This window comes from Mesorhizobium sp. M0923 (genome assembly GCF_040319365.1).
Classification (GTDB): Bacteria; Pseudomonadota; Alphaproteobacteria; order Rhizobiales; family Rhizobiaceae; genus Mesorhizobium.
In genome coordinates this window covers 97,602-111,390 of the sequence record NZ_JAMYNW010000001.1, presented here as the reverse complement: position 1 = coordinate 111,390, position 13,789 = coordinate 97,602, and the positions used below count along the sequence as shown (strand labels likewise).

Annotated in this window: 11 protein-coding genes; 7 read left to right on the top strand and 4 right to left on the bottom strand. The window is 62.5% G+C overall.

Annotated elements, in window-relative coordinates:
- Positions 1 to 100 precede the first annotated feature (100 nt).
- The 4 genes from NKH89_RS00525 to NKH89_RS00510 all read left to right on the top strand — a co-directional run bounded on the left by NKH89_RS00525 (position 101) and on the right by NKH89_RS00510 (position 6,165).
- The gene (locus NKH89_RS00525; RefSeq protein ID WP_352590169.1) at positions 101 to 586 is read left to right on the top strand and encodes an endonuclease domain-containing protein; all 486 of its coding nucleotides are present in this window, start codon (positions 101 to 103) and stop codon (positions 584 to 586) included.
- A complete protein-coding gene (locus tag NKH89_RS00520; protein ID WP_352908298.1) occupies positions 583 to 3,168 on the top strand; it encodes a GcvT family protein in 2,586 nt (861 codons plus the stop codon). The genes NKH89_RS00525 and NKH89_RS00520 overlap by 4 nt, the downstream gene beginning before the upstream one ends.
- An 86-nt stretch (positions 3,169 to 3,254) precedes the next feature.
- A complete protein-coding gene (locus tag NKH89_RS00515; protein ID WP_352908297.1) occupies positions 3,255 to 4,826 on the top strand; it encodes a glycosyltransferase family 39 protein in 1,572 nt (523 codons plus the stop codon).
- A gap of 25 nt (positions 4,827 to 4,851) precedes the next feature.
- Positions 4,852 to 6,165 (top strand): M24 family metallopeptidase, encoded by a 1,314-nt coding sequence (locus NKH89_RS00510; protein ID WP_023719948.1) that lies wholly within the window; start codon positions 4,852 to 4,854, stop codon positions 6,163 to 6,165.
- A gap of 107 nt (positions 6,166 to 6,272) precedes the next feature.
- On the opposite strand, the gene NKH89_RS00505 is transcribed toward NKH89_RS00510, so the two are convergent.
- Together NKH89_RS00505 and NKH89_RS00500 are read right to left on the bottom strand one after the other, a co-directional pair.
- On the bottom strand, positions 6,273 to 7,073 hold the full coding sequence (locus tag NKH89_RS00505; RefSeq protein WP_023719947.1) for a phosphate/phosphite/phosphonate ABC transporter substrate-binding protein: 801 nt from the start codon (positions 7,071 to 7,073) through the stop codon (positions 6,273 to 6,275).
- An 83-nt stretch (positions 7,074 to 7,156) separates the two neighbouring features.
- On the bottom strand, positions 7,157 to 8,167 hold the full coding sequence (locus NKH89_RS00500) for a fatty acid desaturase (RefSeq protein ID WP_031194273.1): 1,011 nt from the start codon (positions 8,165 to 8,167) through the stop codon (positions 7,157 to 7,159).
- A gap of 228 nt (positions 8,168 to 8,395) precedes the next feature.
- On the opposite strand from NKH89_RS00500, the gene NKH89_RS00495 reads away from it, so the two are divergent.
- On the top strand, positions 8,396 to 9,238 hold the full coding sequence (locus NKH89_RS00495; protein ID WP_023719945.1) for a helix-turn-helix domain-containing protein: 843 nt from the start codon (positions 8,396 to 8,398) through the stop codon (positions 9,236 to 9,238).
- An 88-nt stretch (positions 9,239 to 9,326) separates the two neighbouring features.
- Entirely contained in the window at positions 9,327 to 10,343 is a 1,017-nt protein-coding gene (bmt, locus tag NKH89_RS00490; protein WP_023719944.1) for a betaine--homocysteine S-methyltransferase, read from the top strand.
- A gap of 147 nt (positions 10,344 to 10,490) precedes the next feature.
- On the opposite strand, the gene NKH89_RS00485 is transcribed toward bmt, so the two are convergent.
- Both NKH89_RS00485 and NKH89_RS00480 read right to left on the bottom strand, forming a co-directional pair.
- Positions 10,491 to 12,611 (bottom strand): vWA domain-containing protein, encoded by a 2,121-nt coding sequence (locus NKH89_RS00485; protein ID WP_352495950.1) that lies wholly within the window; start codon positions 12,609 to 12,611, stop codon positions 10,491 to 10,493.
- Between the two features lie 2 nt (positions 12,612 to 12,613).
- Positions 12,614 to 13,174: an RNA polymerase sigma factor gene (locus tag NKH89_RS00480; RefSeq protein WP_023719942.1), complete on the bottom strand. Its 561-nt coding sequence runs from the start codon at positions 13,172 to 13,174 to the stop codon at positions 12,614 to 12,616.
- Between the two features lie 305 nt (positions 13,175 to 13,479).
- On the opposite strand from NKH89_RS00480, the gene NKH89_RS00475 reads away from it, so the two are divergent.
- Positions 13,480 to 13,764 (top strand): hypothetical protein, encoded by a 285-nt coding sequence (locus NKH89_RS00475; protein WP_352590158.1) that lies wholly within the window; start codon positions 13,480 to 13,482, stop codon positions 13,762 to 13,764.
- Positions 13,765 to 13,789 lie beyond the last annotated feature (25 nt).

Here is a 13,789-nt window from a genome sequence, read left to right as displayed (position 1 = left end):
TCGAGCTTCGCTCGACACCTCTCCCCCGATCGACGGGGTAGAGGAAGGGCGCGAAACGATTCCAGTTGGCGCCCTTCCTTTCCCCCCGGAGGGGGGAGAGGTGGCGCCGCGAAGCGGCGACGGAGTGGGGGAAGCCGTTCATGAAACGCGCAGCCGCCGCAAAACAGGCACAACCCAGCGAGCGCGTAGCCTGCGGCAAGCAGGCAATCAGGCCGAAGCACTGCTTTGGCCTGAACTAAAGGCGCGCAAGCTTGGCGGCTATCGCTTTACGCGTCAGTTCTCCATCGGCGCCTTTTTTGCAGACTTTGTCTGCCGCGAAAAATGGCTTGTTGTTGAAGTCGACGGACAACAGCACGCCGGCAGTTCATATGACCGCCGCCGCGATGATTTCATGCGCGCCCAAGGCTACTCGATCCTGCGTCTTTGGAGCCATGACGTCCTGAAACATCGTACTTCCGTCTGTGAAACCATTCTTGCCGCGCTTGATGGCAGGCTGGCCGAAAACATCGCTGTATTCGATCTCCGCTTTGTTTTCGCGCCCCGCTCACTCGATTCAATCTCTTCAAAAACGGAACTATCTTCATGAAATCTCATGCAAAAGCGGTTGTTATCGGCGGCGGCGTCGTTGGCTGCTCGGTGCTCTATCATCTGGCCAAGGCCGGCTGGACCGACATCATGCTGATCGAGCGTTCGGAGCTCACCTCCGGCTCGTCCTGGCATGCGGCGGGCGGCTTTCATACGCTGAACGGCGATCCCAACGTCGCCAAGCTGCAGGCCTATACGGTGCAGCTTTACAAGGAGATCGAGGAGATTTCCGGCCAATCCTGCTCGCTGCACCTGACCGGCGGCGTCATGATGGCCGACACGCCAGAGCGCATGGACTTCCTTCGCCTCGCCCATGCCAAGGGCCGCTATCTCGGCATGGACACCGAACTGATCACGCCGTCCGAAGCCAAGGCGATGTTCCCGCTGATGGACGAGACGAATTTCGTCGGCGCTATGTGGGATCCAGTCGAGGGCCACCTCGACCCTTCCGGCACCACCCACGCCTATGCCAAAGCCGCCCGGAAGCTCGGCGCCGAGATCGTGCTGCGCAACCGCGTCGTCGAACTGACGCAGGAGGTCGACGGCACCTGGAACGTCGTCACCGAGCAAGGCACGATCAAAGCCGAGCATGTCGTCAACTGCGGCGGCCTTTGGGCGCGCGAGATCGGTCGCATGGTCGGCGTCGAGCTGCCGGTGCTGGCGATGGAGCACATGTATCTCCTGACCGAGCCGATGCCGGAGGTCGAGGAATTCAACAAGTCGACCGGGCGCGAGATGATCGGCGTGCTCGACTTCAAGGGCGAGATCTATACCCGCCAGGAACGCAACGGCATCCTGCTCGGCACCTATGAAAAAGCCTGCAAGCCGTGGTCGCCGGTCAACACGCCATGGGATTTCGGCCACGAGCTGCTGCAGCCCGACATCGACCGCATCGCGCCGTCGCTCGAGATCGGCTTCAAGCATTTTCCCGGCATCGAGAAAGCCGGCATCAAGCAGATCATCAACGGCCCCTTCACCTTCGCGCTCGACGGCAACCCGCTCGTTGGCCCTGTGCAGGGCCTGACCAATTTCTGGTGCGCCTGCGCCGTCATGGCCGGCTTCAGCCAAGGCGGCGGCGTCGGCTTGGCGCTGTCGAACTGGATGGTCCATGGCGACCCCGGCTTCGACGTCTGGGGCATGGACGTTGCGCGCTTCGGCGAATGGGCAACGCTGCGCTATACCAACGCAAAGGTGCGCGAAAATTATTCGCGCCGTTTCTCCATCCGCTTTCCCAACGAGGAATTGCCGGCGGCAAGACCGGCGCAGACGACCCCGCTTTACGACACCATGCTCGCCAACAACGCCGTCATGGGCGACAGCTGGGGTCTCGAAACCCCGCTCTGGTTCGCGCCGAAAGGCTCGGAGCCGAAGGACATCGTGTCCTTCCACCGCTCGAATGATTTCGGCGCGATCGGCGAGGAAGTGTGCGCCACCCGCGAGAGGGTCGGCGTCACCGAGATCGCCAACTTCGCCAAATACGAAGTCTCCGGACCTGGGGCCGAGGATTTCCTCAACCGGCTGATGACCAACCGCATGCCGAAGACCGGCCGCATCGTGCTGACGCCGATGCTGAACGAGTTCGGCAGACTGATCGGCGACTTCACCATCGCCAAGGCGGGCGAAGAACGCTTCATGATCTGGGGTTCTTCGGCCGCGCAAAAATATCACATGCGCTGGTTCGAGAAGCATCTGCCGAAGGACGGTCCAAGGGCGTCGGAGGTGCGCATCCACCGCTTCGACCAGACGCTGGTTGGCCTCTCCATCGCCGGGCCGAAATCGCGCGACCTGCTGCAGAAACTGGTCGACGTCGACATCTCGACCAAGGCCTTCCGCTTCATGGATTTCCGCGAGATGGCGGTCGGCGGCGCGCCCTGCATGGTCAACCGCATCACCTACACCGGCGATCTCGGCTATGAGATCTGGATGGCGCCGGCCTATCAGCGTCTGGTCTACAAGGCGATCAAGGAGGCCGGCGAAGAGTTCGGACTTGTTGATTTCGGCATGCGCGCCCTGCTCTCGATGCGGCTTGAAAAGAACTTTCCGACCTGGTTCCGCGAGCTACGTCCGATCTACGGACCGTTCGAAGGTTCGATGGACCGCTTTATCAAGCTGGAGAAGAACGATTTCATCGGCCGCGAGGCAGCGGCCAAGGAACAGGCGGCAGGGCCGAAGCTGCGCCGCGTTTCCTTTATCGTCGATGCTGCGGATGCCGACGTCATGGGCGACGAGCCGATCTGGGCCAAGGTCGGCGACAAGGATTTCGGCACGGTAGAAAAGCCGCATGGCTATGGCGCGCCGCGCTTCGACGCGGGCGGCAAGGAAGTGCGCGGCTCGAACGCCGCTGAAGCCGCGTCTGCCGTGCGCGGTATTGTCGACGGCAACTGGCGCGTGGTCGGCTGGGTCACCTCCGGCGGCTATGCGCATTATGTCGAGAAGTCGATGGCGCAAGGCTACGTACCGGCAGTGCTTGCCGAAAACGAGAGCGCCGGGCTGTTCGAGATCGAGATCCTTGGACACCGGCGGTCGGCGCGCATCAACGTCGAGCCGCCCTTCGATCCGAGTGGCGAAAAGATGCGAACGTAGGTGCAGCCAGCCGGTCGCATTGTGCGGAGCACGCTCTTCATGCTAGCCCAGCCGGCAACTGTGCCGGCAGGGGCGATGAGACTTCCTTGAAGTACGACATGAAATGGGCCGAGTGGCTGGCCGAGGGACGGATCGGCCCCTTCCCGGCGGCGATCGCCATGGTCGCGGCTTATTTTGCCTTGCAGACCATCATACTGTCCCTGTTGAGCTCTTGGGCGGGAACCGGCGTCGGCATCGACGATGCGGAGCAGCTGATCTATGTACCGTATCTCTGGGCTGGATATGGCGGCTCGCAACCACCTCTCTACACCTGGATCAATTGGCTGGCCGCGCATGTTTTCGGCACCAGTATCTTCACGCTGAAGCTCGTCAAATACTCAGTGCTGTTCCTCGCCGCCTGCAGCGTGTTCGCCGCCATGCGGCGGTTCGGCTACACCAAGGCGACAGCGGCGGCGGCCATGTTCGGCCTGTTTACGATCCCGCAGGTCGTCTGGGAATCGCAGCGCGCTTTGTCGCATTCCGTCGCCGTCGTCGGCTTCTGCTCGCTGCTCCTGCTCACCATGGCCTATCTTCTCGAGCGGCGTAGCATGATTGCCTATGCGGCGTTTGGCCTGGCCACGGCGGCGGCAATTCTTGCCAAGTATAACGACGTCTTCCTCGTGGTGGCCCTTGTTGCGGCAGCGCTGTCGCTGCGCGAATTGCGCAGCGCCATCCTTGATCCAAAGTTCGCAATCAGCATAGCGGTCGCGATATTGGTGCTGGCACCAACCACCTATTGGAGCCTCATGCATCCCGCCGATTTATTGTCGAGAGGCGAGAAGTTCGGAATAGACCCGCAACAAGGGCGCATCGCGGCGGCCTTTGTCGGCGCCGGCAAGTTTGTCATGGGGACCTTCAATTTCGCGGTCTTGCCGGTGCTCGTTTCCGCGCTGGCCTTCGGGGTGGCGAAGTTCCGTTTCTCCGAGCGGCACCCGAAACGTCCGGCCAGGGAAATTCTGTTGTGGCGTAGCTTGGCGCTCGGCTTGGCTATGCTGGCAATACTTGTGCTGGCCACCGGCGTGACGGTTGTCAAGGACCGCTGGCTGCTGCCGGTCCTGTTCATGTTGCCGCTGGCCATCGTCGCCACTATGGAACGGCTGGCGCCGCGCGGCAGGAATGCGCAGCTCCTGGTGATCGCGGCTGGAGCGATCATCGCCGTGTTGCTCGCGCCCGCCACTTGGTACGTCCAGATAAACGGGACCAGTGGCCTCTCCCGCATGATCCGCTTGGATTACCCGGCCCTCTATCGCCAACTGACCGCGGACGGACCGGTGAAAACTGCAATATCCGACGGTGCATGGGTCGGCAACCTGCGGCTGGTCGACGAAAAACTGGTCGCACTTGACCAGGAAGTGCCTAATTTCGAAACGCTGATGCGGGGGCCGGCCGTACTCGTCTGGCTTGATCACGACGATCCGCGGCCGGTCATTTTGGACCAGCTCAAAGCGGCCGGCTATGAGCCGGACGGCCAACCGCGGCAAATCATGGTTCCGCTGTTGCGTGGCACCGACAAGTCCGCCCGGCCCGGCGCATTCGTCCGACTGAAGAGAATGGAAGGAGCCATGGCGCCCAAGGAAGGCGCTGGCGAAGGAGTCGAGGGTGGACAGGAATCCGACTGACCGGCCCCGTCATCATCGCAAGATCATGCCGTTCGAGCCGGAGGACTCGATCGATGCGCTGCGCAAAAAATCGCGCCTGAAGGCCGCTGAACTCAACCAGCATCTGCTGGGCTATGGTGCGCTGGCGGAAGCCGAGTGGCAGGCGGCGGGTATTGACGCTCCTGACTTGCCCGCCATGCGCCGATACCGGCTCGAGCGCATCCGCGCCGAGCTGAAGCGCCGCGACTATGCGGGAGCCCTGCTCTACGATCCGGTCAACATCCGCTACGCGACCGATGCGACCAACATGCAGCTCTGGGTCGCGCACAATCCGACCAGGCATTGTTTCGTCGCCACCGATGGGCCGGTGGTACTGTTCGACTATTTTTCCTGTGAGCACCTTTCCGACCATTCCGGCGTCGTCGACGAGGTGCGGCCGGCGGTGTCGTGGGCGTATCTCTACAGCGGCGAGTTGACCGGGCAAAAAGTCCGCCGCTGGGCAGCCGGCATCGCCGAGCTGGTACTGGAACATGGCGGCGGCAATCGCCGTATCGCGGTCGATCACATCAATCCCGAGGGCATCGAGGAACTCGCCCGTCTCGGCATTTCGACCGGCAATGGCGAGGCGGTGATGGAAAATGCGCGGCTGATCAAATCGCCCGACGAGATCCTTGCCATGCGCCGGGCGATCGTCGCTTGCGAGGCGGCGATGGGCGAGATGGAGCAGGCGCTGAGACCTGGTATTTCCGAGAACGAATTGTGGGCCGAACTCCATCGCGGCAACATCGCGCGCGGCGGCGAATGGATCGAAACCCGGCTCCTGTCGTCGGGTCCGCGCACCAATCCGTGGTTCCAGGAGTGTTCGTCGCGGACGATCGAGGCCGGCGATCTCGTCGCCTTCGACACCGACCTGATCGGTCCTTACGGCTTCTGCGCCGACCTGTCGCGCACCTGGCTTTGCGGTGACGCGCCGCCGTCGCAGGAACAGCGTGACCTGTTTCAGATCGCTGCCGACCAGATCGCCCACAACACCGAACTGATGCGGCCGGGCATATCCTTCCGCGATCTCGTCGAGGGCTCGTCGGTGCCGCCGGGAGACTGCTTCCCGGCGCGCTACGGGGTGCTCTATCACGGCGTCGGCCTGGCCGACGAATACCCGACATTGCCGCATGCCGGCGACTGGACCGACGACACGCCGGACGGCGTGCTTGTGTCAGGCATGGTGCTGTGCGTCGAGAGCTACATCGGCAGGCTTGGCGCCTACGAAGGCGTCAAGATCGAGGAACAGATCCTGATCACCGACACCGGCAACGAGAAGCTTTCGACCTATCCGCTCGACAATCGGCTGCTTGGGGGCTGAGCGAACCTAATGCATGTCGCGCAAAAGTGTGCAGCGGTTTTGCGATAACGACATGCGTAAAACAAGAATTTAAAGCGTCGCATGAGGCCGACCGGACGCGACGCGCTTTATGTGAGCGCCTCGATCGCCTCGCGCATCATGGCGACGATCGTTTCCGGCGTCCTGCTGGCCGTGATGAACGGCAATCCTTTGCGCCGCCTTGTCCAGCCGACGACCGTCATCTTCTGCGCTGCAGGCTCGAAACGCTGCGCCAGCGCCCAGCTCTCGCAGTCGATCGCCGCGACGTCGGCCCTGCCCTCGGCAACAGCAACAATCGAAGCGCGGTGCCCCCAGCTTTCGCTCAGCGCGGAAAAGATATCCAAACTCTCGCCCAGTGCTTGCAGGTCGCGTGTCGGCGCGATGATGCCCGACATGGAATCGAGGCTGTTGAAGGTGAAACGTTTGCCGCGAAGCTGATCGAGCGGAATGACGGCGCCGCCGTCGGCCGGCGACCTTGCCGGCGGTGCCTCGCCCGCCCTCATGACGATGGCGCTCGAATAGAGTTCGCCCTGTCCGCCCTCAAAGGCGTCGTAGCGCGGCTGGCCGACGAGGTGGACACGCTGCGACAGGCCGAGTTCCATCGGTCCCCAGCAGGTTTGCGCAAAGAGCAGCGCCGGGTGCAGCCAGAGCCGGTGAAAATCCAGTTCGTCCAGCGGCAATGTCGCCGGATCGGGCGCGATGAGTTTTCCCTTATCGTCGCGAATACCGCCAGGCACCGGGGGCAAATCGCCATTGCGGCGGATAATCGTCTCCGGCGCATCGATGCCTTTTTGTCTGAAAGCATCGCGCAGCCGCGCCCATTCTGCGTCGACCTCGTCCCGCGCTTCCGGCCAGTCGTACATCGGCAAAGCCGCAATGAATTCGCTCATGCCGGGATTTGACCGTTATGCAGGGAAATTGACAAGGTCAGGAAAGCGTTGCCCGCGCGGCAGCGCCTGCAATGCCGCGAGGATCATTCCTTCGGCGGCTCGGCGGGTACCGGTGCGCTGCCAAGCCCATTGAGGCTGCGTGCCCTGACGCGCGGCTTGAACGCGCGTCCTGGTTCCGGCATGCGCCGCAGCACGGGATGGACGATCGGTTCCTTCGCCTTGAAGGCATAGGCCTTGAGCAGCGCGAAATAGTTCGGATAGGCGTAGCCATTGTTCATCCGCAGCCACTCGTCGCGGCGGTCGCGAAACAGCTTCGGCAGCCTGTACCAGGCCACCGTCGGGCTCTTGTGATGGACGAAATGCAGATTGTTGTTGAGGAACAGGAAGGACAGCGGCGAGCGCTCGACGATGATCGTGCGGCCTTCCGGATGTTCAGACCATTGATGCTCGGCGTAGGTGCGGATCGAAATCAGCGACTGCCCAAGCCACACCGGCACCAGTATGTAGAGCCACAACGGCATGCCGAAGCCGAACTGCACGACAGGCAACACTACGGCGAGGCCGATCGCATGCAGCAGCCATGCCTTGCAGATGGAATTGTCGCCCGCGGCAACCTGCCTGGCGTCGTCGATGAAGAAGCCGATGCAGGAGAGCCACGGACCGAGCACCAAACGCCCGAGCATCGTGTTGTTGACCTTCAGCAGGAACTTCATAGCCGACGGCAGCTCTTCGTGCTGCCAGAGCGCCTTGTAATAGCTTTCGGGATCGTCGAGCGGATCGGTCAGGCGCTCGTCTGCATGGTGGCGCAGATGAATGGTCTTGAACCGGCGAAACGGCCAGACAAGGCCAATCGGCAGGAACACAACGGCTTCGTTGAGCCGCGCGTTCCGGGTTGGGTGGCCGTGCAGGGCCTCGTGCATCAGCGAGGATTGCAGCGCCGCAATCAGGGCCAGAAGGGCGAGCGCCAACAGCGGGTAGGATGGCCAGAGCAGAAAGCCGGTAGCGAGCCAGCCGCCGTAGCAGAAAAGTGCGAGAAACACCGTCGGCCATTCGATGGTCGCCGCGCCATGTCGCCTGTTGCCCATGCTCGTCATGCTATCGACCACTGCCTTCCAGTCGCCGGAACCCGTTTGATTCCTGACAGCATTGTGTCAGGAGCGTTGCATTGCTGCAACGCGATAAAGCGCACAAACTGTTGCGATTGCGCATTTTCAGCTGCATATGTTATGCATTGTAAACAACGCACCGGATTCATTTACGCCTGAAGCTCCGCGTTCGCGGCTTCAGCGCAAATTTTTCCTCCTATCGGGTGGGGTGGCGATTTGGACAAGCGCGACCTGTCGACGATCTTTCGCGAGCGCCTGAAAATGCTCTTGACAAGGTCCGATCTGAACCAGTCGGCCTTCGCCGCCGCGGTTGGCATCGACCGTTCGGCGCTGTCGCAGCTGCTCTCCGGCGCCTCGACCCGCCTTCCCCGCGCCGAAACGCTGCTCAACATCGCCGCCGAATTCAAAGTCTCGCTCGACTGGCTGCTCGGCCTCAGCCAGGACGAGGGCGTCACCGGTGAAATCCGCGAGAGCCTTGAGATCGAGGAGGCGCCGGACGGCTTCGACCGCACGCTGCTGGCTCGCTGGCATGCCGAGGCGGCGGGAACGAAAATCCGCTACGTCCCGGCCGGCATTCCCGATCTTCTGCGCACCGAGGCGCTTGTCGACTATGAAGCCGTCATCGCCAACAAGAGCCGCGAGGCACAGGCCGGCGAAACGCAGTACCGCATCGACTACAACCGACGGCCCGAAACCGACATGGAAGTCTGTATGCCGCGCCACACGCTGGAGATCTTCGCGCGCGGGCTGGGCGTGTGGGACCGCTTTCCGGAGGCCGACCGCCACCAGCAGCTCCTGCACATGGCGACGCTACTCGACGACCTCTATCCCACCTTCCGCCTGTTTCTCTATGACGGGCGGATGCGCTATTCGATCCCGTACACCATCTTCGGGCCCTATCGCGCAGCCATTTACGTCGGCGACATGTATCTGGTGCTGAACGCCACGCAGCCGATCCGCATCCTGACCAGCCATTTCGACAATCTGATCCGTGCCGCGGACGTCAACGCGCATGAAGCGGCCAGCTTCACACGAAAGCTGGCGGAGATGCGATTTTGACCGGTTGCTCTCCGTGTCGACGTTGACGGCACATAAAGAATTCTTTATATCCTTATCTCAGTTATTCTTCCGGGAAGGCGTATTTCACATGACCAATCCGATCGACGCTCTGCTTGCCGAAAAGGGCGTCCTGCTCGCCGATGGCGCCACCGGCACCAATCTGTTCGCGATGGGCCTTGAGGCCGGAGAGGCTCCTGAGCTCTTGAACGAGACCGCGCCCGACACCATCACCAGCCTGCACCAGAACTTTGTCGATGCCGGCGCCGACATCATCCTGACCAACTCTTTTGGCGGGACCCGCCATCGGCTCAAGCTGCACCATGCGCAGGACCGCGTCCACGCACTGAACAAGCGCGCCGCCGAGATCGCAAGCGCCGTCGCCGGCAAGGCCGGCCGCAAGGTGATCGTGGCCGGCTCAGTCGGCCCGACCGGCGAATTGCTGGTGCCGCTCGGCGCCATGACCTATGACGAGGCGGTCGAGGCCTTTGCCGAGCAGATCGAGGGCCTGAAGGCCGGCGGCGCCGAAGTCGCCTGGATCGAAACCATGTCGGCGCCGGACGAGATCCGTGCCGCCGCCGAAGCCGCCATCCGCGTCGGCTTGCCCTATACCTATACCGGCTCCTTCGACACCGCCGGCCGCACCATGATGGGGCTGCTGCCGAAGGACATCCACGGTGTCGTCGACGGCCTGTCGCAGACGCCGCTCGGTGTCGGCGCAAATTGCGGTGTCGGCGCCTCCGATATTCTCGCTTCGCTGCTCGACATGACCGAGGCGAAGCCCGAGGCAACGGTGATCGTCAAGGGCAATTGCGGCATCCCCGAATTTCGCGGTGCCGAGATCTACTATTCGGGCACGCCCGAGCTGATGGCCGATTATGTGCGCCTGGCCGTCGATGCCGGCGCCAAGATCGTCGGCGGCTGCTGCGGTACCTCGTTCCAGCACCTTGCCGCCATGCGCAAGGCGCTCGATGCGCACACCAGGTCGGATCGCCCGACCGTCGAGCAGATCGTCGAACGCATCGGCCCGATGCGCAACAAGCAGGCGACGGTCAACGTCGCCGAGACCAGCGAAGCCCGCCGCGAACGGCGCCGCGGACGCGCCTGACGCTTTCGGCTGCGACGCGGTCCGCGAAGCGGTGCAGCCACGAAAAAAGGCCGGCAAGGTTTCCCTCGCCGGCCTGCCTCACCCGCCCGTAGGCCGGTTCCCCCTGTCAGAACGATCCCATCTGAAAGAAACCGGCCATCATTGCCACTACCGGTTACCGCCGAGCGCCGAGGCAAGGCGCACAAGCGAGAGGAACTCGGACCGGTACCCAAACGGGTCGGCTCCTCTGGCGGCGGTGGCAATCTCCATGATCTTGTCGTAGCCGAACTTCGCGGTCGCATCCTCGTCGCGCAGCTTCTGGCCGAAGGCAGCGACGGCAACGGAGAAACGCTGGTCGGTGCTGGCCTGGTCGAACGACGCCACCTCGTTGGCTGACGTCACCGGCGTGGTGATCAGCTTCGAAGTGTCCTCGTTCGGCAGCTTGTAGCGGATTTTGACGAAGGCATATTCGTCGGCATTGGCGACACCGCCATTGTTCACCGAGGCCTGGCCATAGCGCAGCTGATCGATCTGTTCGCCGCCGCTGCCCTTAGGCGTGATCTCGTAGATCGCGGTGACCGAATGGCCTGAGCCGATCTCGCCGGCGTCGACGCGGTCGTTGTTGAAATCCTCGCGGTTCAAGGCGCGGGTCTCGTAGCCGATCAGCCGGTATTCCGAGACCTTGTTCGGGTTGAACTCGACCTGGATCTTCACGTCCTTGGCAATGGTGAACAGTGTCGAGGAGGCATCCTCGACCAGCACCTTCTCGGCCTCCGCCAAAGTGTCGATATAGGCGGCGGTGCCGTTGCCGTTCTGGGCGATGGTCTGCATCATCTGGTCGTTCAGGTTGCCGCGGCCGAAGCCGAACACCGACAGGAACACGCCTGTCTTGCGCTCCTTTTCGATCAGCCGCTTCAGGTCGTCGTCGTCGGTCTGGCCGACATTGAAATCACCATCGGTGGCGAGCATCACCCGGTTGATACCGTCCTTGACGAAGGATTTCTGCGCCAGCCTGTAGGCTTCCTTGATGCCCGCCTCGCCTGCCGTCGAGCCGCCGGATGTCAGGTTGTCGATGGCAGCGAGGATCTTGTCCTTTTCCGAAGCCTTGGTGGGCTCCAGCACGGTACCGGCATCGCCCGCATAGGTGACGATCGAGACGGTATCGTCGGGTCTCAGCTTGTTGACCAGCAGCCGAAAGGCCGACTGCAGGAGCGGCAGCTTGTCCTGCTCGTTCATCGAGCCCGACACATCGATCAGAAAGACCAGATTGGCCTTGGGCTGCTCGGCCGGCTTCACGTCGAAACCCTTGATGGCGACATGCATCAGCCTGGTGTGCTCGTTCCACGGAGTCGGCATGACGCTGACGGTCGAGTTGAACGGCGTCGAGGCGGAGTCCGGGCCTTTCCAGTCATAGGGGAAGTAGTTGACCATCTCCTCGACGCGCACCGTATCGGCCTGCGGGATAAAACCTTCCTTCAGCGAGCGCCGGACGAAGGAATAGGAAGCGGTGTCGACATCGATAGAGAACGTCGAGACCGGGTCTTCGAGTGCGGCATGCACCGGATTGGTCTTGAAATCCTCGACCCGGTCACGGTTTTCCTCTCGCGGCAGCATCTGGTCGGCCGGCGCAGCGGCAGGCTGCTGTGCCATCAGCTTGGACTCGGCAACCGTGCCAGGCATGCGTCCGACCCGCGCGCCACCATCGACTGCCGGAGCCACGGAGTTTGCACCGCCATCCAGCGCAAACTCGCCGCTCTGCGCCGGTTCGGGTGCATTGCGGGTGAGCACATCCTGCTGCGTCAACCCGCCGACCGCGGTCGATTCCGCTTTCGGCGGCGATGTCGGCGCCACAAGCGCCTCGCCGGCGTCGCGGCTTTCGCTGTCGGCGTCCGCCTTCTTCTGCTTATCTGCTTCGGCAACAACCGGCGGTTTGACGGTCGCCGGCTTGTCAGCCAGCGTTTCGGTGATCTTATCGTCGCCGCCGAATTCGGGCCCGCCGAATTTGGATTCCCCAAGCATATAGATGGTGGCGTATCCGGCGATCGGCAGGGCAACGAGCCCGGCAATGGCCGGCGTGGCGAAGAGTTTCTTTTGCATGATTTCGCTCCAGAGCCTTTGTGCTCGCTCTGTGAGACGAAGCCCGCCTGCCGATCCTTGGGCGGCCGGTAAAGTTTTTTCTTCCATGTCATAGGCGCGCAGCGCGGCCTGGAGGGCACGCGCCTTTGCATCCGCGTCAGGCGCCGGTGCTGCGATATCGCGCAGCCTGTTCAGTTGCTTGTCGTCGACCATGGTCACACTTCCCCGGCTGAACGCATCAGCGTCTTCAACCGTTTCTTCGCCTCATGGATGTGCCAGGAAACCGTCGTCTCCGAGATCGCCATCGCCTCGGCGGCGGCTGCGTGGCTCAGCCCTTCGCCATAGACCAGCAGCACCGCGTCGCGCTGCTTGTCCGGCAGCTTGCGCACCGCTGCCCAGAGCGCCTCGACCGGGTCTTCCGCCTCGGACGAGGTTTCCCCCGAAATCAGCGCATAGGCGCCATAGGCCTCGGTCTTGGCCGTATCGCGGGCGGTCTTGCGCATCATGTCGCGCGCCGCATTCAGCGTCATGGTGTAGAGCCACGTCGTGAAGGCACCGCTGCCGTGATAGTCGCGGATCGCGCGGCCGAGCCGGACGCAGACTTCCTGGGCGATATCCTCGGCGTCGGCCTTTTTTCCACACCACCGATAGGCGGCGCGATAGACGAAACCATAGTGCCTTTCGAGCAACTTGCCGAAAGCACCCCGGTCTCCGCCCTTCGCCCGTCCGATCAATTCGGCGTCGGAGGCTTCGCTTTCGTCCAGCATCATCGCCATCATTTGCCTGTTGGACGAAGGCTAATGGCGGTTCCTTGGGGCGATGGAAAGAATTTTTTGGCGGGCAGTCACGTCGTAATGGTTGGCGCGCCTTGGCCGAGCGTCTCCGCAAACAGCATCGTCAGCCGCTTCCAGTGGCGTTCGGCGCCGGCTGCATCGAAGGCACTATGTGGAGCCGCCACGTTCACAAATGCGTATCGGGGTTGCTTTACGCTGGCTTTGTGCACAATTTCGCCGACTGCCTGCCATGCTATGGCGGCCTGAAGTGAACGGCGCGCTTCAATTTGCCAAGGGACGGAGCTCATATGTGGCTGACGGCATTCCTTGCTTTTTTCGCGGGTGTTTTTGGCGCCAATGGCGTCCCACATTTCGTGAGTGGGATAACCAAGGGTTCCTACCCGTGCGTCTTCGGTAACTCCGCCGTGCCCAATCTGATAGCCGGCTGGGCGAGCTTCGTGGTGGCAACCCTCTTCGCGTACGGGGCCAACTTCGCACAGTATCCCATCGTCTCGTTGGTCTCTGGTGCCATCGGGGTGCTGCTGATGGGTCTCTTTCACGCGGCGGGGCTGGCTTTCGGCCAAAAATCCTGAGATCGGAACGGTCGACGTCTTTGCG

Bases quoted from the DNA above. Each gene is read 5' to 3' on its own strand.
- NKH89_RS00520 (WP_352908298.1), top strand. From the start codon at position 583: ATGAAATCTCATGCAAAAGCGGTTGTTATCGGCGGCGGCGTCGTTGGC.
- NKH89_RS00510 (WP_023719948.1), top strand. From the start codon at position 4,852: ATGCCGTTCGAGCCGGAGGACTCGATCGATGCGCTGCGCAAAAAATCG.
- NKH89_RS00505 (WP_023719947.1), bottom strand. From the start codon at position 7,073: ATGAGCGAATTCATTGCGGCTTTGCCGATGTACGACTGGCCGGAAGCG.
- NKH89_RS00500 (WP_031194273.1), bottom strand. From the start codon at position 8,167: ATGACGAGCATGGGCAACAGGCGACATGGCGCGGCGACCATCGAATGG.
- bmt (WP_023719944.1), top strand. From the start codon at position 9,327: ATGACCAATCCGATCGACGCTCTGCTTGCCGAAAAGGGCGTCCTGCTC.
- NKH89_RS00485 (WP_352495950.1), bottom strand. From the start codon at position 12,611: ATGGTCGACGACAAGCAACTGAACAGGCTGCGCGATATCGCAGCACCG.
- NKH89_RS00480 (WP_023719942.1), bottom strand. From the start codon at position 13,174: ATGGCGATGATGCTGGACGAAAGCGAAGCCTCCGACGCCGAATTGATC.
- NKH89_RS00475 (WP_352590158.1), top strand. From the start codon at position 13,480: ATGTGGCTGACGGCATTCCTTGCTTTTTTCGCGGGTGTTTTTGGCGCC.